The following is a 20,257-nucleotide window of genomic DNA, read 5'->3' on the forward strand; positions in this document are numbered from 1 at the left end:
AATTTCATTTACATTAAATAAGTTATCCAGTACTATTTCGATTTTACCTTTAAAAATACTATCACCATAATTTTGTTGTTTTGCTAAATATGCTCCAAATCCACTCATTACAGTATCGTTGATGCGTTGCCCATAATTATAAATAACATTAGGTCTTGATTTTAATTTTGCAGCAGCATCTGCAAAATTGACAAAATATTCCCCCTCTATATATGCCTTATAAATGTAGGTGCCAATATTTTTAACGAGTTGTTTATCAAATATGTCTATTTTACCATTACTACTTTTATAAAGTAATTCTAGATAGTCGAATAACTTTCCCCCTGCATGACTCCAATATGTTGGTCCTTCTTCGCAACCACCATCGTCTTTATAATAATTAAGAAACTCATCTACAGAGAGCATACTTTTTTGAACATTTACACTTCTTGTAATTGAATCTTGCTCCAAAAGCATAATACAATTCAATGCATTATAATTACACCATGGATTCCAATTATTAACTCTTTCATTGGTATAGCCCATCCAACCAAAATCAGTTCGAGTATAGTATGGTTTTAATACTTTTTCATAGATTTCTAGTCGTAGGCGTTTTAAAATTAAAGGATTAACCTTATCAATTTCCTCTTCCAAAAAATAATGTGTCCATGCTAAGTTAGCTGCAACCTTTCCAACGCCTAAATCAATAGTAGGTTCTAATACATCAGGTATGCCCGCACCAACTCGTTGTAAAGATAAATGAGCAGAATTACCCCAATAGGTTTGTTCGCTGTAGTAAAAAATTCCATTGATAATATCTTTTATAAACCGCCCTTTGCCTTCAATTAACTCAGCTAAAACCAACATTTCAAACGCCGCTAGATTTTTACGATATGGCTTCTCCATTATCGTACGACTTCCACTTTTTGTAAATTCTAAATAGTGAGAAACTGGAATATATTTCCATTCAAAATTCAAGTAACTTTCTCCTTCTTTTATGTACGCTTCTTTTAAATTTTGAGGAATTTTTTGCCACTCCACCCTGTCTTTATAATCTGGATAAGTTACCCAAGATTGGTCCTTTACAACATGTTTTTTAATGGTATCGTAAGAATAATTTCCGCTTAATAAATTCCGGTAAGCTTGTGCATTTATATGCTGAACAGTAATAAAAAAAACAGAAAAAAAAAGTAGTGCTCTCATCAAGGGTTTGGTTTTAATAAATCTCAACAATTTATTTTTGGCCCTAGTAAGTTCACAATTTATATACTTACAAACAAGTTTTAAATTGAGTAAATGAGCAAATTATTATTTATGCCTTTTGAGCAATTCTGCCTCAATATCTTTAAGTGTAAAACCTTTTGCTTGAAGTAACATTAAATAGTGAAATAACAAATCAGCACTCTCGTATAGAAATAATTCATCGTTAGCATCCATAGCTTCAATTACAGTTTCTACAGCTTCTTCGCCAACTTTTTGAGCAATTTTATTTATTCCTTTTTCAAACAAAGATGCAACATAAGATTTGCTAGAATCTGAGGATGTTCTGCGTTGCTCAATAACTGACTCTAATTCAGATAAAAAACCAAAATTCGATGTGTTTTTTTCACTCCAACAGGTATCTGTTCCTGTATGGCATGTTGGCCCTATAGGGTTTACAGAAACTAAAAGAGAATCATTATCACAATCGTTTTTAATAGCTACCAATTTTAGAAAGTTACCACTCTCTTCACCTTTGGTCCATAAGCGCTTTTTAGATCTACTATAAAAAGTTACGTTTTTTGTTTCCTCTGTTTTTGCAAAAGCTTCGGCGTTCATATAACCAAGCATTAATACATTTTTAGTAGTAGCATCTTGTATTATGGCCGGCACTAATCCATCGTTATTTTTATCGAAATCTATTTTCATTTTATTATTGTTTGTTTATACTGATAAAAAGACTGAATAAATCTTATTTATATAGTAGTCAACTTTTATACTTAATTCATTCGCAATAGGTATATTGGGAAACCCAATCCTTGTTCTTCATTAAAAATTTTCAAGCCAAATTTTTGATATAATTTCACATGGTCCTCCGAAGCCGTATCAACAATTACTGGTAATGTATTGTCTTTAAAATCACTAAATACCTGCATAATTAATTTTGCCGCCGTTGTGGTACCCTTATATTCATTTTTTACCGCAAAAATCATAGGACGAATATATTTACCTTTTGGGTAATTACGTTTTATAATATTTTGCCTTTTTAAAACCTTACCTACCCTCATTATTCCTATTCCTTTAAAAGCTAATTTTAGAGAAGATAATAATCCTGAAAAACTAAATTTATCTTTGTGAGCATAAGTAATTAATAAGCAACTAGCACGATTATCCGATAAAAAAACCTCACCCGTTCGCATAGCTTTATCAAATAAATACCCCATGAGTATCCGCATACGTTCTACCCGTTTATCATCTTGCTTAAGAACAAAATTAATCGCGTTATCCTCATCAAGTGGTTCAAAAGCTTCGACTAAAATATCAACAATCAGCTTTTTATCTTTATGTTCTGCTCTAATCAATAGTACTACACAGTTTTTAAACGCGAACAGGAATTCCCTTTTCCTGCAAACTCGTTTTTAATGTTTCAATTTTGATTTCTTTAAAGTGAAAAACACTAGCGGCTAAAGCTGCATCTGCCTTCCCTTCTTTAAATGTATCTGTAAAATGTTGAATGTTACCAGCACCTCCAGATGCAATAATAGGAATATTTAACTCTTCAGATAATTTTGATAGTGCTTTATTCGCAAATCCATTTTTAGTGCCATCATGATCCATTGAAGTAAATAAAATCTCACCAGCGCCTCGTTGCTCTACTTCTTTAGCCCAGTCGAATAATTTTATTTCTGTGGGTACCTTACCGCCCACTAAATGAACAATCCATTCACCATTAATCTGTTTTGCATCAATAGCAACTACAATACACTGCGAGCCAAATTTCGCAGATAAATCATTAATTAATTGCGGATTCTTTACCGCAGATGAATTTATGGAAACCTTATCGGCACCATTATGCAAGAGAATATCTACATCTTCAATGGAAGAAATTCCACCACCGACGGTAAATGGTATATTGACTTTCTTTGCAACACGATATACCAAATTTGCTAGCGTTTTACGTTTTTGTTCAGTTGCTGAAATATCCAAAAACACCAATTCATCAGCACCTTCTTGACTGTAAATTTCGGCGAGTTCAACAGGATCTCCTGCATCACGTAAATCAACAAAATTTACGCCCTTAACCGTTCTCCCATCTTTTATATCTAAACAAGGAATTATTCTTTTTGCGAGCACTATCTACTTATTTTTTAAATTTAAATCTTGTCCTTCATAAAAACCAAGATCTTTATTTTTTAATTGTTTCACCCAGAATGCAATTTGACCTGTATGGTACGAATAATGTTCAACAGCGTGAATAATTATCCCTACTCCAGAAAATGAGAATCCTTGTACCGACCTAACTTTTATGAGCTGCTCCATCTTCGCATCAAAAATAACACGCTTAGCAGTACCTACAGTATCCTCAAGTTTTTTTAATAATTCATCCTTTGTAAAGCCATTATTTGCTGAAAATTCCAAATCACGATTTCTTTCATCCTCTGTTTCTCCTAGTGATGAAATGATATACTGACTTATGTTTCCACATAAATGCAAAATCAAATTAGCGATGCTATTTAAAGATTTGTTTGGTTTCTGCCATATTTCTTCTTCCGTTATTTCCAACAAACTCTTTTGTATCATACGGCTATTTTCTTCCATGCGATATAAGGCATTGTTCACCAACTCTTGTGCTAATTTATCTTCTGCGCTCATTATATCAGGATATAGTTTTCTAATTGTTTTAAGCTAATTCTATTTTCATAAATAGCTTTACCGATTATAGTTCCTTCGCAACCAAGCTCGGCCAGTTTTGGTAATTCATCAAAGGTTGATATTCCACCAGATGCAATTAATTTTAAACCTTTATTTTTAGAAGCATTAATTATCTTTTCATACAAATTAATAGATGGACCTTCTAACATACCATCTTTACTTATATCTGTACAAATCACATATTTAATTCCCTCCACTTGGTATGACTGTATAAAAGGAATTAATTCCTCTTTTGATTCTTCTTGCCAACCAGAAACGGCAACTTTTTCGTCCATAGCATCCGCTCCAAGAATTATTTTATCTGCGCCAAATTTATTAATCCAACCAACAAATGTTTCTTTATCTTTTACTGCAATACTACCCCCAGTTATTTGGCCAGCTCCGCTTTCAAAAGCAATTCTTAAATCATCATCTGTTTTTAAACCACCACCAAAATCAATTTTTAAGGATGTTCTTGTTGCTATTTGTTCTAATACTTTATGATTTACAATGTGCTTAGATTTTGCACCATCTAAATCAACTAAATGTAAATGTTGTATTCCATGCGCTTCGAATTCTTTTGCTACTTCTAAAGGATTTTGATTATACACTTTTTTAGTATTATAGTCTCCTTTTGATAGTCGTACACATTGCCCTTCTATAATATCAATTGCGGGGATAATTCTCATATTTATCAGTACTTAGAGTTAAGTATTAAGTAACCCATTTTAAATTAAACTTTTCTGAAATGAATAATTCATTCTCTTAATTTCACTGCATAATTCCAATATTCTATTTATTTCAATCTCAGAAATAAATTTAAGTCTAAGAATTAAAAGTAACTGTGTTTCCAATTCTGCAGTGGAGCCATTTGTAATACTCAGAAAATGAATAAACTCTTTTTTTGAATTTCTACCTGCTCCCTCCGCAATATTAGATGGAATAGATATACTGCATCTTTTTATCTGAGAAGTTAAACCAAATCTTTCATCTTCAGGTAACTGATTAGTCAAACTATAAACAAGTTCTACTAATCTCATTCCTTTTTCCCAAATCTTTAATTCTTTATAATTATTCATAACATATCTTCGTACTTTGTACTTATTACTTCATAGTAAGAAAGTTTCGTAAAATTAATTGTCCGACTTCACTACTTTTTTCGGGGTGAAATTGTGTGCCATAAAAATTTTCTTTTTGTAAAGCTGCACTATATGTTACTTCATAGTCACACTCAGCAATAGTTTCTTCACATATGGGGGCGTAATAACTGTGCACAGAATAAATATGTTCTTTATCGCTTACACCAGTAAACAAATCTGACTTTAAATTTGTAATCTGATTCCAACCAATTTGTGGAACCTTTACTTTGTTTGAATATCTAATTACATCAACATCAAAAATTCCTAAGCCTTTTGTGTTTCCCTCCTCAGATGAATTACACATTAATTGCATTCCTAAACAAATACCTAAAACCGGTTGTTTTAATTCAACAATACAATTTTGCAATCCACTTTCTAACAATTTCGACATTGCGCTACTCGCCTCTCCTACTCCAGGAAAAATAACCTTATCCGCTCCTTTTATTTCTTCAACATCATTGCTTAAAACAGCTTCATAGCCTAAACGTTCAATGGCAAATTTGATGCTTTGAATATTACCAGCACCATAATTTATTATAACTATCTTCATTTTATAAAAATTAAGAAAATCGTACAACTTATAAAGTCAGTTTTAAAAACTTTTGCCTTTATTGCTTTACTTTTTCTTTTTAAAGAACTCCTTTTGTACTTGGTAAAACCATTTTTTCTACATCGCGTTTAACCGACATTTTTATCGCTTTTGCAAACGCTTTAAATATTGCTTCTATTTTGTGATGCTCATTCGTACCTTCCACTTTAATATTTAAATTGGCCTTTGCACCATCAGTAAAAGATTTGAAGAAATGATAAAACATTTCTGTTGGCATATCACCTACTTTCTCACGCTTAAAATCAGCATCCCAAACGAGCCAGTTTCTGCCTCCAAAATCGATAGCTACTTGTGCCAAACAATCATCCATCGGCAAACAAAAACCATAGCGTTCAATGCCTAACTTATTACCTAAAGCTGAACTAAAAACTTCACCTAAAGCAATAGCCGTGTCTTCTATAGTATGGTGTTCATCCACTTCTAAATCTCCATCTACTTTAATTTCTAAATCCATTTGACCATGTCTTGCCAATTGATCTAACATATGGTCGAAAAAAGCCAGTCCCGTTTTAATGTCACTTTTACCAGTTCCATCAAGATTTAACTTGATGAGAATGTCCGTTTCATTTGTTTTTCTATGCGTCTCTGCTTTACGGTCTTTTAATTTCAGAAATTCATAAATTTTTTCCCAATCATTACTTTCTAGCGCAATATAATTATCAAGTTCATCTCGCTTAATAGTAATTTCACCAGTTCCTAAATTTGTTTCATCGTTTATAAATATTCCTTTTGACCCAAGATTTTTAGCCAATTCCATATCTGTTAATCGATCACCAATTACAAACGAATTCTTTAAATCATATTCATCAGAAAAGTATTCCGTCAACAGTCCTGTTCCCGGCTTTCTCGTATTTGCATTTTCATGGGGAAAAGTTCTATCTAAAAATACTTTATCAAAAACCACTCCTTCATTTTCAAATGATTTTAAAATAAAATTTTGCACAGGCCAAAATGTCTCTTCTGGAAAAACATCGGTACCCAAACCATCTTGATTGGTTATCATTACCAATTCGTAATTGAGCTCTTTTGATATTTTCCCCAAAAAAGTAAATGCCTTAGGATAAAAAATCATTTTTTCAAATGCATCTATTTGCTCATCAACGGTCTCCTTAATTATAGTCCCATCACGATCAATAAACAATACCTTTTTACCGGTGCTTTTTTTTTCTTTATTTGCACTACTCATTTGCAATACTATTTAAGGCTTTCACCAATTTTATACTTTCTTCAATACTACCAATGGTAAATCTTAAAGTATTTTCACATAAGACTTGATTGGTTCTATTTCTAACAACCACCCCTTTTTCAATTAACTGATTATAACGCTTATCGGCATCATCAACCTTTACCAGTAAAAAATTTGCATCAGAAGGATACACCTTTGTTATAAATGAAATATTAGGTAACATTTTATTTAGAATATTTTTCTGATTCAATATTTCGGTCACTTCAGAATTTATTCTTTGCGCATTTGAAACTCTTTTAACTGCTTGATTTTGGGTTAACTCATTAACATTATATGGCGGTTTAATTTTATTTAATACTGCAATTATTTCTTGCGATGCCATACAAATGCCTAATCGAATACCAGCCATACCGTAGGCTTTAGATAAGGTTTGAGTTACCACTAAATTTGAATGAGCTTTTAGTTTTTTCATCCAACTTTCTTTTGGTGAAAAATCTATGTAAGCTTCATCAACAACTACCAATCCCTCAAAATTATTAAGTAAGGCTTCAATAGATTTTTCATTGAAACTGTTACCAGTTGGATTGTTAGGTGAGCAAATAAAAATTAGTTTTGTATTGACATCAATTTTGGCCATTATGGCTTCAATATCCAATTCGAAATCTTTGGTCAATAAAACTTCGCGGTTTTCAATATCATTAATTCCTGCCAGTACTTTATACATTCCATAAGTAGGTGGCAGTGTAATTATATTATCAACTTTTGGTTCGCAAAAGGCTCTAAATAATAAATCTAATACTTCATCACTACCATTTCCTAATAATATGTTCTGCGATTTTACATTACGCTGCATAGTTAAAATTGCTTTCAACTTACGTTGTTGCGGATCAGGATATCTATTTACACCATTATCATAGGGATTCTCATTGGCATCCAAAAACACCATAGCAGAACCGCTAGAAACAAATTCATCGCGAGCTGAGGAATACGGTCTAAGGCGTTTTACATTCTCTCGAACTATATTTTCTAAATTAAAGCTCATTCTTTTAAACTTTTCAATCGTAAAGTAACTGCATTTTTGTGTGCTAGTAAACCTTCTGCATCAGCCATTAATTCAATAGCTTTACCAATATTTTTTATCCCTTTCTCGTTAATTTTTTGAAAGGTCATACTTTTTGTGAAACTATCTAAATTTACACCACTATATTGTTTAGCATAGCCATTTGTGGGTAAGGTATGATTTGTTCCAGATGCATAATCTCCTGCACTTTCAGGGGTGTAATTTCCGATAAAAACTGATCCTGCATTTAATACATTACTGAGGTACAAATCTTCATTTTTTACACATATGATATAATGCTCGGGGCCATATTCGTTAATTAAATCGATGGCAGTATTATCATTATCAACATAAATAAGCTTACTATTAGCAATTGCTTTTTCTGCAATATCCTTTCTAGGTAAATCCTGAATCTGTTTCTGAATTTCCTCTTCAACGGCTTCAATTAATTTTTCTGATCTAGAAACTAAAATCACTTGACTGTCTATACCATGTTCGGCCTGACTTAACAAATCTGAAGCCACAAATGCGGCATTTGCAGAATCATCAGCAACAACTAACAATTCACTGGGACCTGCCGGCATGTCAATTGCCACCCCATGTTTTGTAGCTATCTGTTTGGCCACAGTAACAAATTGATTACCCGGACCAAAAATTTTATAGACCTGTGAAATACTTTCGGTACCAAAAGTCATCGCAGCTATGGCCTGTATACCACCTGCCTTATAGATTTTAGATACTCCACATAAACTAGCTGCATATAGTATTACCGGGTTTATTTCACCATCACTATTCGGAGGTGTACACAAAACAACATCATTGCAACCAGCAATAGACGCTGGTACTGCTAACATTAAAATAGTAGAAAACAACGGTGCTGTACCGCCTGGAATATATAAACCAACTTTTTGAATGGGTCTCTTTTCTTGCCAACAACGAACGCCTTCCACGGTCTCTATTTCTACTTTTTCCGTCTTCTGTGCTTGGTGAAAATTATAAATATTTGTTTTCGCCAATTGAATGGCATTCTTTAATTCAAATGGAACCAAGGCAATAGCAGCTGCTATTTCGCCTTCTGACACTTCAAAATTTGAAATTGATACACCATCAAACTTTTCTGTATAGTTTTTCAAAGCAGCGTCACCATTTGCCTTAACTTCTGCAAATACGGTATTAACAGTGCTCTCTATATCAGATACTGTTTGTGTAGGTCGCTTTAAAACTTCCTTCCAATCTTCTTGTAATGGTTTGAATATTTTATTCATCTCTAACTCAAGCTAGTTTCATTATAAGGTGGTGCCCAATAGGTTCAAAACCTTGTCTTTCCCAGAATTGCTTCCCTCTTAAATTGGCAACATAACAGTTTACCTCTAAACCAATACAACCAATTTGCTTTGCAAATGCAAACAACCAATCCATCATTAACTGTCCAACACCTTTATTTCTATATTCTGCTTTCACAAACACATTATCTGGTTCTATATGCTTTCCAGAATATAATTTGTTTAAAATCCAAATTCCACAAATTGCAATTAATTCTCCATTATCAAAAACGCCAATACACTCGTAACTTCCCATGACTAACATACTTTTTAGTCGTTTTTGTAGCACAGCATATTCAATATTGTCATTGTTTAATGCTGAAACCAATGGAAGTATTACCTCCATTTTCTCATAAGGAATTAGCGCTACTTTGTAATCGGTCTTCATAATATCTATTACAATACCATTTTCTCAATAGGGCAAACTAAAATACCTTCCGCTCCTGCAATTTTTAGCTCATCAATTACCTCCCAAAAGGTATCACTGTCAATAACAGTATGTACCGAACTCCATCCCTCTTCCGCTAAAGGTAAGACTGTTGGACTTCTCATACCTGGTAATAGTTTAAGAATTTCGTCCAATTTATCATTTGGAGCATTCATCAATACATATTTAGATTGACGTGCCTTTAATACAGACTTAATTCTGAATTGCATCTTCTTTAAGATTGCTCTTCTTTCTTCAGATATTTTTGGTGATACAGCTAATACTGCCTCACTTTTGAGCATTACTTCAACCTCCTTTAAATTATTTTTAAACAAGGTACTACCGCTTGATACGATATCACAAATACCATCTGCGAGTCCAATATTAGGCGCAATTTCTACAGAGCCATTAATTATATGTAAATCTGCTTTTACTCCTTTTCCTTCTAAATAATTACGTACTGTATTCGGATAACTAGTGGCAATACGTTTACCTTCAAAATCTTTTACAGAATTATATTTAACAGCTTTTGGTACTGCTAATGAAACTTTGCATTTTGAAAAACCCAGTTTTTCTACAAATTCGATATCATTTCCTTTTTCTATAAGTACATTTTCACCAATAATAGCAATATCTACAACACCATCTCTAAGGTATTGTGGAATATCTCCATTTCTTAAATAGAATACTTCAAGTGGAAAATTTCGAGAAGAGGCTTTTAACTGGTCTTTTCCGTTGTCAATCGATATGCCGCAATCTTTTAAAATGCGTAAAGAATCTTCATTGAGTCTGCCAGATTTTTGAATGGCAATTCTAATTTTGGTCATTTTATCACTTTAAAGTTTGAGATAATCAAGGAGGTTTAAAAACAAAACCCGTTTGATTTCTCAAACGGGTTATAAATTATCTTGTAATACTACAATACATTTTTACCTCGCTTGAGCGCAGTAGCAAAAATGATGATGTGTATTTTTATTTCTCATTACAATGTAAATGTAAAAGGTTTTTTAGATTTAACAAAAGAAAAGTTCAAAATTGAACACTTTTTCATTTTCTAAGCGGTAATCGCAACAAATATTAGTTGTTCCCTAAAATTAATGGTAATCCAGATTCCCCGCCACCTACTACTATTACCTTAGTATTTGGCGACTCTGATAATTTTAAAGTAGCATCAATACCTTTATCCTGCAAAATTTTATCTGTTAAAGATGCACTAAGAATTTTATTGGCATCTGCTTTACCTTGTGCCTCAATAGTTACTTTTTCAGCCTCTTTTTTAGCGGTCACCAGCCTAAATTCATATTCTAAAGACTCTTGTTCTTGCTTAAGCTTACGCTCAATAGCATCTTTTATAGTTGGGGGTAAAGTAACATCTCTTACAAGTATTTCATTCAATTGAATATATTCACCTTCTACAATTTTTTGAGTTTCATCAAAGATTTCTTGTTGTATAGCATCTCTTTTACTAGAATATAATTGTTCTGGTGTATATCTACCAACAACACTTCTGGCTGCTGATCTTATGGTTGGCAATAATACACGTTGTACATACTGTGTACCCTTCTCTTGGTGTAATTTTCCTAACGATTCTCTTTTGGGCTCAAACCAAGCAGATGCTTCTAATTTAATATCCAACCCATTGCTAGATAAAACGTTCATTTTCTCTAGTACCTCTTGCTGTCTTACTTCATAAACGAAAACTTTGTTCCAAGGAGCGACAACATGAAAACCTTCACCTAATGGTGCCTCATCGGTAACAACACCACCACCAAACGTTTTGTATAAAACTCCTGCTTCACCAGAGTTGATGGTTACTGCAGATTTAGAAATTATAATAATAAGTAAAACAACTGCAAAAACAACTGGCAGTGCAATTTTGGGTAATTTATCCATTGATTTAGTATTTATAGTAATCCGTTATATTTTCTTATAAACCATTCTAAGGCAAGTGTCAAAACTATAATCCCCAAAATGATTCTAAAATCTATCAAAGATACGACTTTTTTAGTGCTCTTTTGTACTGGTAAGTATCGCTCATCTACCGTCAATGCTTTGATAAGAGCATCTGTATTATCTGCAAAATACAAATTACCACCACTACGTTCTGCTAATTGTAATAGTTTATCATCATTGGTAGAAACAAATTGTTGTTCAATATCATAATCAAGAATTCGAAAAGCTCCTGATTTCAATAATTCTTCACCTTTAACAACTACTGTAAATTGATAATTGCCAGAAATCTGATTGCTTAAATCGGCTTGATAATAACCATTTTTTAGTAACATCGGTATCTCTGAAGATTTGTCTGTATCCTTATTTTTAATTTGAAGAATTAAATCAGCATTAGAGTCAAAGTCAAAAGTTTGATTGAAATAGCTAGCGTTTATCTTCGCATCACTGCTACCTTCATAAACTGATTTATAATCAAGCGTCAACCTTTCTTTAGACTTGTTATCTGATAGGTATATCATTAATTTACCAAGTAGTTCATCAAATTCTTCAAAATCCTGATTATTTCGAAAATCTTCAACTCTCCATTTCCAAATGTTTTCACCAACGAGCAAAACATTTTTTGTCTCCCCATTCGTAATTACGGACAATAAAGGCGATTCCATTAATTGTCCTTTAATTTGCATTTGTAATAACGCTTCATATTCCCCAACTATAATTATAGGGCCGGCATCCGAATCTAAAGGCGGATAATTTGCAAATGATAAATTAGAAATATCGAATTTTGAAAAACCTTCCTTTTTAATAGATACAACTTCTTGCAATGGATAATTAGTATCAATTATAAATTGCTTTTGTATTCTATTTACAAAGGGCAAATCTGTGTTTGGTCCAAAAATGGTAAACGTATTCGCCTTTTTTCTTTGAATGAATTCGTAAATAGATTTAAAAGTTGCGGTAGGTTGATATAGAATGAATATATCTATTTCATCTAATTTTGTATCGGTTGGTTTAATAATCTTAACTGACCGTTGCTCATTTCTTTCAATCGACTTTTTTAACACACCAATATCTGGATGCATTATATCCGTTACAATAGCAACATTTGTCTTTTCATCTATAACTTCTACAGTAAGGCTCTTCTTATTATTATTTGTATTTCGCTCACCATTAATGGTAGCCACTGAAACTTCTAAATATTTTACACCAATAGAACCAGCGTCTAATAATGCGTTGACCACTATAGTATTATTTTGACTTGATAGCCTTACGTTCTCACTATACACTTTTTTTCCTTCTAGCGTAATGGTTACAGATTTGGTAATAGTATTTGAACCTACATAAGTAACAAATAACTCTACCGGATATTTATTTTTAAGAAAAGCATATTTATTTGCATTTACTTGATCAATACGAATATCTTCATATTGCGTGGTGTCACCAATTGCCACTGGATAAACACTAAACTTAGAATTGTTAGATCCATAAACGTAATCCGTACCAATAGTTTGATTACCATCTGATAATAAAACTATAACAGAATTATTTCTATAAACTTCCTTGATGGTATTTAAAGCCATACCAATATTGGTAGACTTATCAGTAAAAGAAACACTATCACTATTCTTTAATTCTGAACCAAAACGATAATTATCAACTTTAAATTTTGATTGAAGCTCCTCTGAACTATTAAACTCACTCTTAATACTTTTAATAGCTTCACCATATTTGGAAATTGATGATGAATTATCAGTTAGTAAAAGTAGATTGGTTTTTTCGACAGTGTATTCGTCTTTTGAAAATTTAGGATTAATTAGTAGTAAAAAAGCACCAAACCAGGTAATAAAACGCAATACGGAAAGTAAAATGGTAAGTTTTCCCCTTTTTTTTGATTTATAAAAATACTGAAACAATACTAAGCCAAGAGCCAAAATGGCTGCAAGGATAATTAAGAGTACTGTTTGGGTATCCATTTAGAAGATTAAATTATAAGTGTATGTTGTGAAGCTTAAATTGCTTACATAACAAAACTTTTTTCTAGGTAAGCATACCACCGTCTACATTTAAGACCTGACCAGTAATATATCCCGATAAGTCGGAAGCTAAAAATAAACAAGCATTAGCAATATCTTCCGGAGAGCCACCTCTTTTAAGTGGTATACCTTCGCGCCAACCCTGAACCGTCTTCTCATCCAATTTACCAGTCATTTCTGTTTCAATAAATCCAGGAGCAATAGCATTACATCGAATATTTCTGGAACCTAATTCTAAGGCAATAGATTTTGTAAATCCTATCATACCCGCTTTAGAAGCAGCATAATTTGCTTGTCCTGCATTCCCTTTAACGCCTACAACACTACTCATGTTAATGATAGAGCCAGAACGTTGCTTTAAAAATGTACGCTGAACAGCTTTTGTCATATTAAAAACAGACTTTAAATTGATTTCGATTACAGCGTCGAAATCGGCTTCACCCATACGCATTAAAAGATTGTCTTTGGTAATCCCTGCATTATTAATCAGTACATCAATTCCTCCAAAATCTTCTAGAACCTGAGCTACTAAGGCTTCCGATTCAGAAAAACTAGCTGCATTACTCTTATAAGCTTTCGCTTTCACCCCTTTTGTAGTAAGTTCTTTTTCTAATTCTAAAGCCGGTGCTTCGCTTGAACTATACGTGAAGGCTACGTTTGCACCATGTTCGGCAAAAACTTCGGCTATTCCTTTTCCTATTCCTCGGCTTGCACCGGTAACAATTACATTTTTTCCTTCAAGAAGTTTCATTTTAACTCTTTTTAATGTCAATATTCAAGCTGTTATTCAAATATAAGTTTTGTTCTTTGATAGACGAAAGAAAAAAAGCCATCCGAAAACATTCTGATGGCTTTTATGCTATATCAATGGAATAATTATCCCATTACTTCTTTTACTTTCTTACCTATTTCAGCAGGAGAATCAACCACATGGATACCACAATCACGCATAATTTGCTTTTTCGCTTGAGCAGTATCATCGCTTCCACCAACAATTGCACCAGCATGGCCCATTGTTCTTCCTGCAGGTGCCGTCTCACCAGCAATAAAACCAACTATTGGTTTTTTACTTCCACTAGCTTTATACCAATTAGCTGCATCTGCTTCTAATTGACCACCTATTTCACCAATCATTACCACACATTCAGTTTCTGGGTCGTTGATCAATAATTCAACAGCTTCTTTTGTAGTCGTTCCTATAATAGGATCACCACCAATTCCAATTGCAGTTGTAATTCCTAATCCTTGACGAACAACTTGATCCGCTGCTTCATATGTTAATGTTCCTGATTTCGAAACAACGCCAACATTTCCTTTCTTAAAAACAAAACCTGGCATAATACCAACTTTAGCTTCTCCCGGAGTAATTACTCCTGGACAGTTAGGACCAACTAATCTACAATCGCGATTCGCAATATAATTGGATGCTTTTACCATATCGGCAACAGGAATACCTTCAGTAATCGTAATAATTACTTTAATTCCTGCATCAGCTGCTTCCATTATTGCGTCAGCTGCAAAAGCTGGTGGCACAAAAATAATAGTAGTATCTGCACCTACTTCTTTAACAGCTTGTTCAACTGTATTAAAAACTGGTTTACTCAAATGTTCTTGACCTCCTTTACCTGGAGTAACACCACCAACTACATTGGTACCGTATTCAATCATTTGTTCGGCGTGAAAAGTACCTTCACTTCCGGTAAAACCTTGTACAATTATTTTTGAATCTTTATTTACTAGAACACTCATAGGATCTGTGGTTTATTTTTTTCGCTGCACAAAAATATAGCTTTGATTTGAATTCCAAAGCTAAGTTGATCATTGTTGCTTTAATTTTTCTAAAATTGATGGAATTTTCTTCACATCAGCCATTTGTTTTAATTTTTTTCGAGCTTCTTCAACGGGACTACCGAAATAGGTTTTACCGCCTGCAATTGATTTTGATATTCCAGTTTGTGCTAATACAACCGCTCCTTTACCAATTTTAATTGCACTTGTAACTCCAACTTGCCCCCAAAGGGTAACTTCATCTTCAATAACAACACAACCCGCAATTCCGCATTGTGCAGCAATTAAACATTTTTTTCCAATAACAGTATCATGTCCTACCTGAACTTGATTGTCTAATTTTGTGCCCATACCAATTATTGTGCTTCCTGTAACTCCCTTGTCAATGGTACATCCAGCTCCTATCTCTACATTATCCTCGATAACTACATTACCACAGGATTTTAATTTATCAAAACCTTCTGGTCTATTCTTAAAATAAAAAGCGTCGGAACCTAAAATTGATCCAGATTGAATAATCACATTGTCGCCAATAATACAACCATCATATAGTGCAGCGTTCGCATGTATTAAACAATTTGCACCTATTTTTACATTGTTACCTATAAAAACATTGGGCTGAATTATTGTGTTTTCTCCAATAACAGCTGATTTTGAAATAGTTTCTACAGATCTTTCAAAAGGTTTAAAAAATTGAGAGAGCTTGTTAAAATCTGAAAAAGGATCTTCAGATATTAACAATGACTTTCCTTCTGGGCACTCAACTTTTTTATTGATTAAAACGGTTGTTGCAGCACAATTTAATGCCTTATCATAATATTTAGGATGGTCAACGAATACTATGTCGCCATTTTCTACTACATGAATTTCATTCATACCAGTGACTGGAAAATTATCTGCACCAACATACGATACTCCAAGAATCTCGGAAATCTGCTTGAGTGTATATGTTGTTGGAAACTTCATGCGCTACAATTGACATATTTAGAATAGAACTTAAATAAGAATTATTCTTTTACCCTTTCCATGTACGAACTATTGGAAGTATCCACTTTAATTTTATCTCCTTCATTTATAAATAAAGGAACATTAATTTCTGCACCGGTTTCAACCGTAGCCGGTTTTGTAGCATTAGTAGCTGTGTTTCCTTTTACACCTGGCTCCGTATAAGTTACCGCAAGCACAACACTCGCAGGCATATCTACAGATAATGGCATGCTATCTTCTGTGTTAAAAAGAATAGTAACTACTTCTCCTTCTTTTAATAAATCTGGTGAATCTAGGGTGTCTTTTTGTAACTCGATTTGATTGTAATCATCTGTATTCATAAAATGATACGTTTGATCTACTGCATATAAAAACTGGTATGATCTTGTTTCAACACGAACATCTTCAATTTTGTGTCCGGCTGAAAAAGTATTGTCTAAAACTTTTCCAGTGGATACACTTCTTAATTTGGTACGTACGAATGCCGGACCTTTACCCGGTTTTACGTGAAGAAATTCAATAATCTTATAAATATCGTTATTATAACGAATGCAAAGTCCTTTTCTAATATCTGATGTAGATGCCATGTTTTGTTAGTTTGTGCTAAAATAGCCTTTCATTATTCCGCGTTGCGAATTTCTAATAAATTGTAATATTTCGTCTCGCTCGGGAGTCGCCTCCATTTCTGCTTCTATTATTTGAGCCGCTTGAGTATTATTAAAATTCTTTTGATAAAGAATTCTGTATATGTTCTGAATTTCTCTAATTTTCTCTGAAGGAATCCCTCTTCTTCTTAGTCCTATTGAATTGATACCAACATAAGAAAGTGGCTCTCGAGCGGCCTTAACATAGGGTGGTACATCTTTACGCACCAATGAACCTCCAGTAACAAAAGCATGATTACCAATTGAAACAAATTGATGCACCGCTACTAAACCAGCCAAAATAACATTGTCACCGATTGTTACATGGCCTGCTAAAGTAGAATTGTTAGAAAAAATACAGTTATTACCAATTAAACAATCGTGTGCCACATGGCAATATGCCATTATTAAGCAATTTTTGCCAATTACTGTTTTATGTCTATCAGAAGTGCCTTTATGTATAGTGGCACATTCTCTAATTGTAGTTCCATTACCAATTGTTACTGTTGTATCCTCACCATCATATTTTAAATCTTGTGGTGGTGCCGATATTACAGCTCCTGGGAAAATATTGCAATTTTTACCAATTCGTGCACCTTCCATGATAGTAACGTTGGATCCAATCCAAGTTCCATCTCCAATGGTCACATTATTGTGAATGGTGGTAAACGGTTCTACGACAACATTTTTAGCAATTTTGGCTCCGGGATGAATGTAAGCTAGGGGTTGATTCATTCTAGTATTATTTGACTTTAACTATTTGGGCCATTATCTCCGCTTCCGAAGCTAGTTTACCATTTGTGTATGCCTTGGCATGCATTTGACATAATCCTCTACGAATTGGCGACATCAAATCAAGTTTAAAAACTAGGGTATCACCAGGCACTACTTGTTGTTTGTATCGTACTTTATCAATCTTAAGTAAATAGGTTAAATAATTTTCAGGATCTGGTACGGTATTAAGCACCAAAATACCACCTGTTTGTGCCATTGCTTCTAACTGTAAAACGCCTGGCATTACTGGCGCTCCAGGGAAATGTCCAACAAAAAAGGGCTCATTCATCGTTACGTTTTTAAGTCCGACAACATGAGTTTCTGAAAGCTCTAATATTTGGTCTACCAACAAGAAAGGCGGTCGATGCGGAAGTTTTTCCATAATTTGAACGACATCCATTAAAGGCGGTTTGTTCAAATCATAACTGGGTACATTATTACGTTTTTCTTGTTTTATAATTTTACTCAATTTTTGAGCAAATTGTGTATTTACAAAATGCCCAGGCTTATTCGCAATTACTTTTCCGCGAATACGAGTACCTGTTAGCGCTAAATCCCCAATAACATCAAGCAACTTATGTCTTGCTGCTTCATTAGGTTGATGCAAGGTTAAATTATCAAGAATACCATTTGGCTTTACTGATAATTTTTTCTTGTCAAAAGCTTTTTCAAGCTTCTTCATAGTAGCCTCTGAAATTTCCTTATCTACATAAACGATAGCATTATTTAAATCGCCACCTTTAATAAGTCCATTTTCTAATAATGCCTCTAATTCGTGAAGAAAACTGAATGTACGAGCATCTGCAATTTCTGTCTTGAAATCCGAGATAGTTTCTAAAGTAGCGTTTTGAGTACCTAGTATCTTAGTTCCAAAATCTACCATCGTAGTTACTTGGTATTCCGTTGAAGGAATTACTGTTATTTCACTACCTGTAGAATCATCACGATAGGTTATCACCTCCTTAACTATATATTCGTCGCACTCTGCATCTTGTTCTTCAGCACCAGCTGCTTCTAATGCTTCAACAAAAAATTTAGAAGACCCATCCATAATAGGAGGCTCAGATGAATCTAATTCAATAAGTACATTGTCGATTTCCATTCCCACAAAAGCTGCTAGAACATGCTCTGATGTTTGAATTTTAACGCCGTTCTTTTCAATATTAGTTCCACGTTGTGTATTTACAACATAGTTGGCATCTGCCTCAATTATTGGTTCGCCTTCAACATCAACTCTTTTAAACTTGTAACCGTGGTTTATAGGAGCAGGTAAAAATTTCATTGTAACATTTTCGCCCGTATGCAAACCAACACCTTTTAAGGTGATTTCTTCAGTTATCGTCCGTTGTTTTCTTGTGGTATTACTCACAATTATTTCTTTTTTTCAAGTTTATCTATTCGTTTTACAATCTTCGGTAGATTTTTGAAATGCACGTATGACTTACTAAATTCACCATAATTAAATGCTGGTGAACCCTGTATAATTTCATCATCTTTTACACTTCTTCCTATTCCGGCTTGCGCCTGAATTCTAACATTATCGCCTATTGTTATATGGCCAACAATACCTACTTGACCACCAATCATACAATGTTTGCCAATTTTGGTAGAACCTGCAACACCTGTTTGTGCAGCAATTACAGTGTACTCCCCTATTTCAACATTATGTGCTATTTGAATCTGATTATCCAATTTAACACCTTTTCTCAATATTGTTGAACCCATGGTAGCACGATCAATTGTGGTACCAGCACCAATATCTACATTATCTTCTAAAATTACATTGCCAGTTTGAGGTATTTTTGTGTACCCACCTTTTCCGTCAGGAGCAAATCCAAATCCGTCTGCACCAATTATAGCACCACTGTTTATTACACAATCGTCGCCTATAATAGAGTCTTGGTGAATTTTCCCTCCCGCAAAAACAATCACATTATCACCCAAAGTTACATTGTCACCAATATATACATTAGGATAAATCTTTACATTATTGCCAAACCTAACATTCTCTCCAATATATGAGAACGCTCCAATGTATAAATCACTACCGTGAATTAAACTATCTGTTTTATAAACGGGATTATCAATTCCCACTTTAGTGACTTTTGATTCACTATAATATTGTAATAATTTAGAAAAAGAATGATAAGCATCTTCTACCTTAATTAAGGTTGTTGTTAAATCTTGTTCAGGTATAAAATCTCTATTTACAAGTGTTATTGATGCTTTGGTAGAATATATAAAAGAGGTATATTTTGGGTTTGCCAAGAACGTTAAAGACCCGATTTCGCCATCTTCAATTTTTGCTAATTTGTGAACCGCGATATCTGGATTACCATCGACTTCACCTTCTAAAATGCCTGCAATTTGACCCGCCGTAAATTCCAAATTAGTTTAAGTTATTGTGCTAGTTGTGATGCAAAAGTAATAAGAAAGTATCTTAAATGTATACTATAAATTATTTTCA

Annotated in this window: 22 protein-coding genes; all 22 read right to left on the reverse strand. The window is 33.5% G+C overall.

Features of this window, described 5'->3' with window-relative positions; translation table 11 throughout:
- A partial coding sequence (locus tag ABJF52_RS12255; protein ID WP_348150532.1) for a hypothetical protein occupies nucleotides 1-1,182 on the reverse strand: 1,182 nt, incomplete at its 3' end.
- A gap of 105 nt (nucleotides 1,183-1,287) precedes the next feature.
- Nucleotides 1,288-1,887, reverse strand: coding sequence for a bifunctional phosphoribosyl-AMP cyclohydrolase/phosphoribosyl-ATP diphosphatase HisIE (gene hisIE / locus ABJF52_RS12260; protein ID WP_348150534.1), 600 nt, complete (start codon nucleotides 1,885-1,887; stop codon nucleotides 1,288-1,290).
- 71 nt (nucleotides 1,888-1,958) lie between these two features.
- Nucleotides 1,959-2,540 carry a GNAT family N-acetyltransferase gene (locus tag ABJF52_RS12265; protein ID WP_348150537.1) on the reverse strand — a complete coding sequence of 194 codons (582 nt, stop codon included), beginning with the start codon at nucleotides 2,538-2,540 and terminating at the stop codon, nucleotides 1,959-1,961.
- A gap of 16 nt (nucleotides 2,541-2,556) precedes the next feature.
- Nucleotides 2,557-3,312 carry an imidazole glycerol phosphate synthase subunit HisF gene (gene hisF / locus ABJF52_RS12270; RefSeq protein WP_348150540.1) on the reverse strand — a complete coding sequence of 252 codons (756 nt, stop codon included), beginning with the start codon at nucleotides 3,310-3,312 and terminating at the stop codon, nucleotides 2,557-2,559.
- Between the two features lie 3 nt (nucleotides 3,313-3,315).
- Nucleotides 3,316-3,831 carry a DinB family protein gene (locus ABJF52_RS12275; protein ID WP_348150543.1) on the reverse strand — a complete coding sequence of 172 codons (516 nt, stop codon included), beginning with the start codon at nucleotides 3,829-3,831 and terminating at the stop codon, nucleotides 3,316-3,318.
- Nucleotides 3,831-4,559: a 1-(5-phosphoribosyl)-5-[(5-phosphoribosylamino)methylideneamino]imidazole-4-carboxamide isomerase gene (gene hisA / locus ABJF52_RS12280; RefSeq protein ID WP_348150546.1), complete on the reverse strand. Its 729-nt coding sequence runs from the start codon at nucleotides 4,557-4,559 to the stop codon at nucleotides 3,831-3,833. Before hisA ends, ABJF52_RS12275 begins: the two co-directional genes overlap by 1 nt.
- Before the next feature lie 39 nt (nucleotides 4,560-4,598).
- Entirely contained in the window at nucleotides 4,599-4,949 is a 351-nt protein-coding gene (locus ABJF52_RS12285; protein WP_348150549.1) for a four helix bundle protein, read from the reverse strand.
- A 25-nt stretch (nucleotides 4,950-4,974) separates the two neighbouring features.
- Nucleotides 4,975-5,559 carry an imidazole glycerol phosphate synthase subunit HisH gene (gene hisH / locus ABJF52_RS12290; RefSeq protein ID WP_348150552.1) on the reverse strand — a complete coding sequence of 195 codons (585 nt, stop codon included), beginning with the start codon at nucleotides 5,557-5,559 and terminating at the stop codon, nucleotides 4,975-4,977.
- A 79-nt stretch (nucleotides 5,560-5,638) separates the two neighbouring features.
- Nucleotides 5,639-6,805, reverse strand: coding sequence for a bifunctional histidinol-phosphatase/imidazoleglycerol-phosphate dehydratase HisB (gene hisB / locus ABJF52_RS12295; protein WP_348150554.1), 1,167 nt, complete (start codon nucleotides 6,803-6,805; stop codon nucleotides 5,639-5,641).
- A complete protein-coding gene (gene hisC / locus ABJF52_RS12300; protein WP_348150557.1) occupies nucleotides 6,798-7,847 on the reverse strand; it encodes a histidinol-phosphate transaminase in 1,050 nt (349 codons plus the stop codon). Before hisC ends, hisB begins: the two co-directional genes overlap by 8 nt.
- Nucleotides 7,844-9,130: a histidinol dehydrogenase gene (gene hisD / locus ABJF52_RS12305; RefSeq protein WP_348150560.1), complete on the reverse strand. Its 1,287-nt coding sequence runs from the start codon at nucleotides 9,128-9,130 to the stop codon at nucleotides 7,844-7,846. Before hisD ends, hisC begins: the two co-directional genes overlap by 4 nt.
- A 7-nt stretch (nucleotides 9,131-9,137) precedes the next feature.
- Nucleotides 9,138-9,575 (reverse strand): GNAT family N-acetyltransferase, encoded by a 438-nt coding sequence (locus tag ABJF52_RS12310; protein WP_348150563.1) that lies wholly within the window; start codon nucleotides 9,573-9,575, stop codon nucleotides 9,138-9,140.
- 8 nt (nucleotides 9,576-9,583) lie between these two features.
- Nucleotides 9,584-10,441, reverse strand: coding sequence for an ATP phosphoribosyltransferase (gene hisG / locus ABJF52_RS12315; protein WP_348150566.1), 858 nt, complete (start codon nucleotides 10,439-10,441; stop codon nucleotides 9,584-9,586).
- Nucleotides 10,442-10,691: 250 nt separating this feature from the next.
- Nucleotides 10,692-11,507, reverse strand: coding sequence for a prohibitin family protein (locus tag ABJF52_RS12320; protein ID WP_348150568.1), 816 nt, complete (start codon nucleotides 11,505-11,507; stop codon nucleotides 10,692-10,694).
- Nucleotides 11,508-11,518: 11 nt separating this feature from the next.
- Nucleotides 11,519-13,537, reverse strand: a complete 2,019-nt coding sequence (locus tag ABJF52_RS12325; RefSeq protein ID WP_348150570.1) for a VWA domain-containing protein — start codon at nucleotides 13,535-13,537, stop codon at nucleotides 11,519-11,521.
- A gap of 64 nt (nucleotides 13,538-13,601) precedes the next feature.
- Nucleotides 13,602-14,348, reverse strand: coding sequence for a 3-oxoacyl-[acyl-carrier-protein] reductase (gene fabG / locus ABJF52_RS12330; RefSeq protein ID WP_348150573.1), 747 nt, complete (start codon nucleotides 14,346-14,348; stop codon nucleotides 13,602-13,604).
- Between the two features lie 125 nt (nucleotides 14,349-14,473).
- Nucleotides 14,474-15,346: a succinate--CoA ligase subunit alpha gene (gene sucD / locus ABJF52_RS12335; protein WP_348150576.1), complete on the reverse strand. Its 873-nt coding sequence runs from the start codon at nucleotides 15,344-15,346 to the stop codon at nucleotides 14,474-14,476.
- A gap of 69 nt (nucleotides 15,347-15,415) precedes the next feature.
- The gene (locus ABJF52_RS12340; RefSeq protein ID WP_348150579.1) at nucleotides 15,416-16,351 is read right to left on the reverse strand and encodes a UDP-3-O-(3-hydroxymyristoyl)glucosamine N-acyltransferase; all 936 of its coding nucleotides are present in this window, start codon (nucleotides 16,349-16,351) and stop codon (nucleotides 15,416-15,418) included.
- A gap of 41 nt (nucleotides 16,352-16,392) precedes the next feature.
- On the reverse strand, nucleotides 16,393-16,959 hold the full coding sequence (gene efp / locus ABJF52_RS12345; RefSeq protein WP_348150582.1) for an elongation factor P: 567 nt from the start codon (nucleotides 16,957-16,959) through the stop codon (nucleotides 16,393-16,395).
- 6 nt (nucleotides 16,960-16,965) lie between these two features.
- Nucleotides 16,966-17,751 (reverse strand): acyl-ACP--UDP-N-acetylglucosamine O-acyltransferase, encoded by a 786-nt coding sequence (gene lpxA, locus ABJF52_RS12350; protein ID WP_153754459.1) that lies wholly within the window; start codon nucleotides 17,749-17,751, stop codon nucleotides 16,966-16,968.
- 7 nt (nucleotides 17,752-17,758) lie between these two features.
- Complete coding sequence (locus ABJF52_RS12355) at nucleotides 17,759-19,159, reverse strand: bifunctional UDP-3-O-[3-hydroxymyristoyl] N-acetylglucosamine deacetylase/3-hydroxyacyl-ACP dehydratase (RefSeq protein WP_348150585.1); 1,401 nt, start codon at nucleotides 19,157-19,159, stop codon at nucleotides 17,759-17,761.
- Nucleotides 19,160-19,161: 2 nt separating this feature from the next.
- Entirely contained in the window at nucleotides 19,162-20,178 is a 1,017-nt protein-coding gene (gene lpxD / locus ABJF52_RS12360) for a UDP-3-O-(3-hydroxymyristoyl)glucosamine N-acyltransferase (RefSeq protein ID WP_348150587.1), read from the reverse strand.
- Nucleotides 20,179-20,257: the final 79 nt, after the last annotated feature.

This window comes from Aurantibacter sp. (assembly GCF_039941195.1).
Classification (GTDB): Bacteria; Bacteroidota; Bacteroidia; order Flavobacteriales; family Flavobacteriaceae; genus Aurantibacter_A.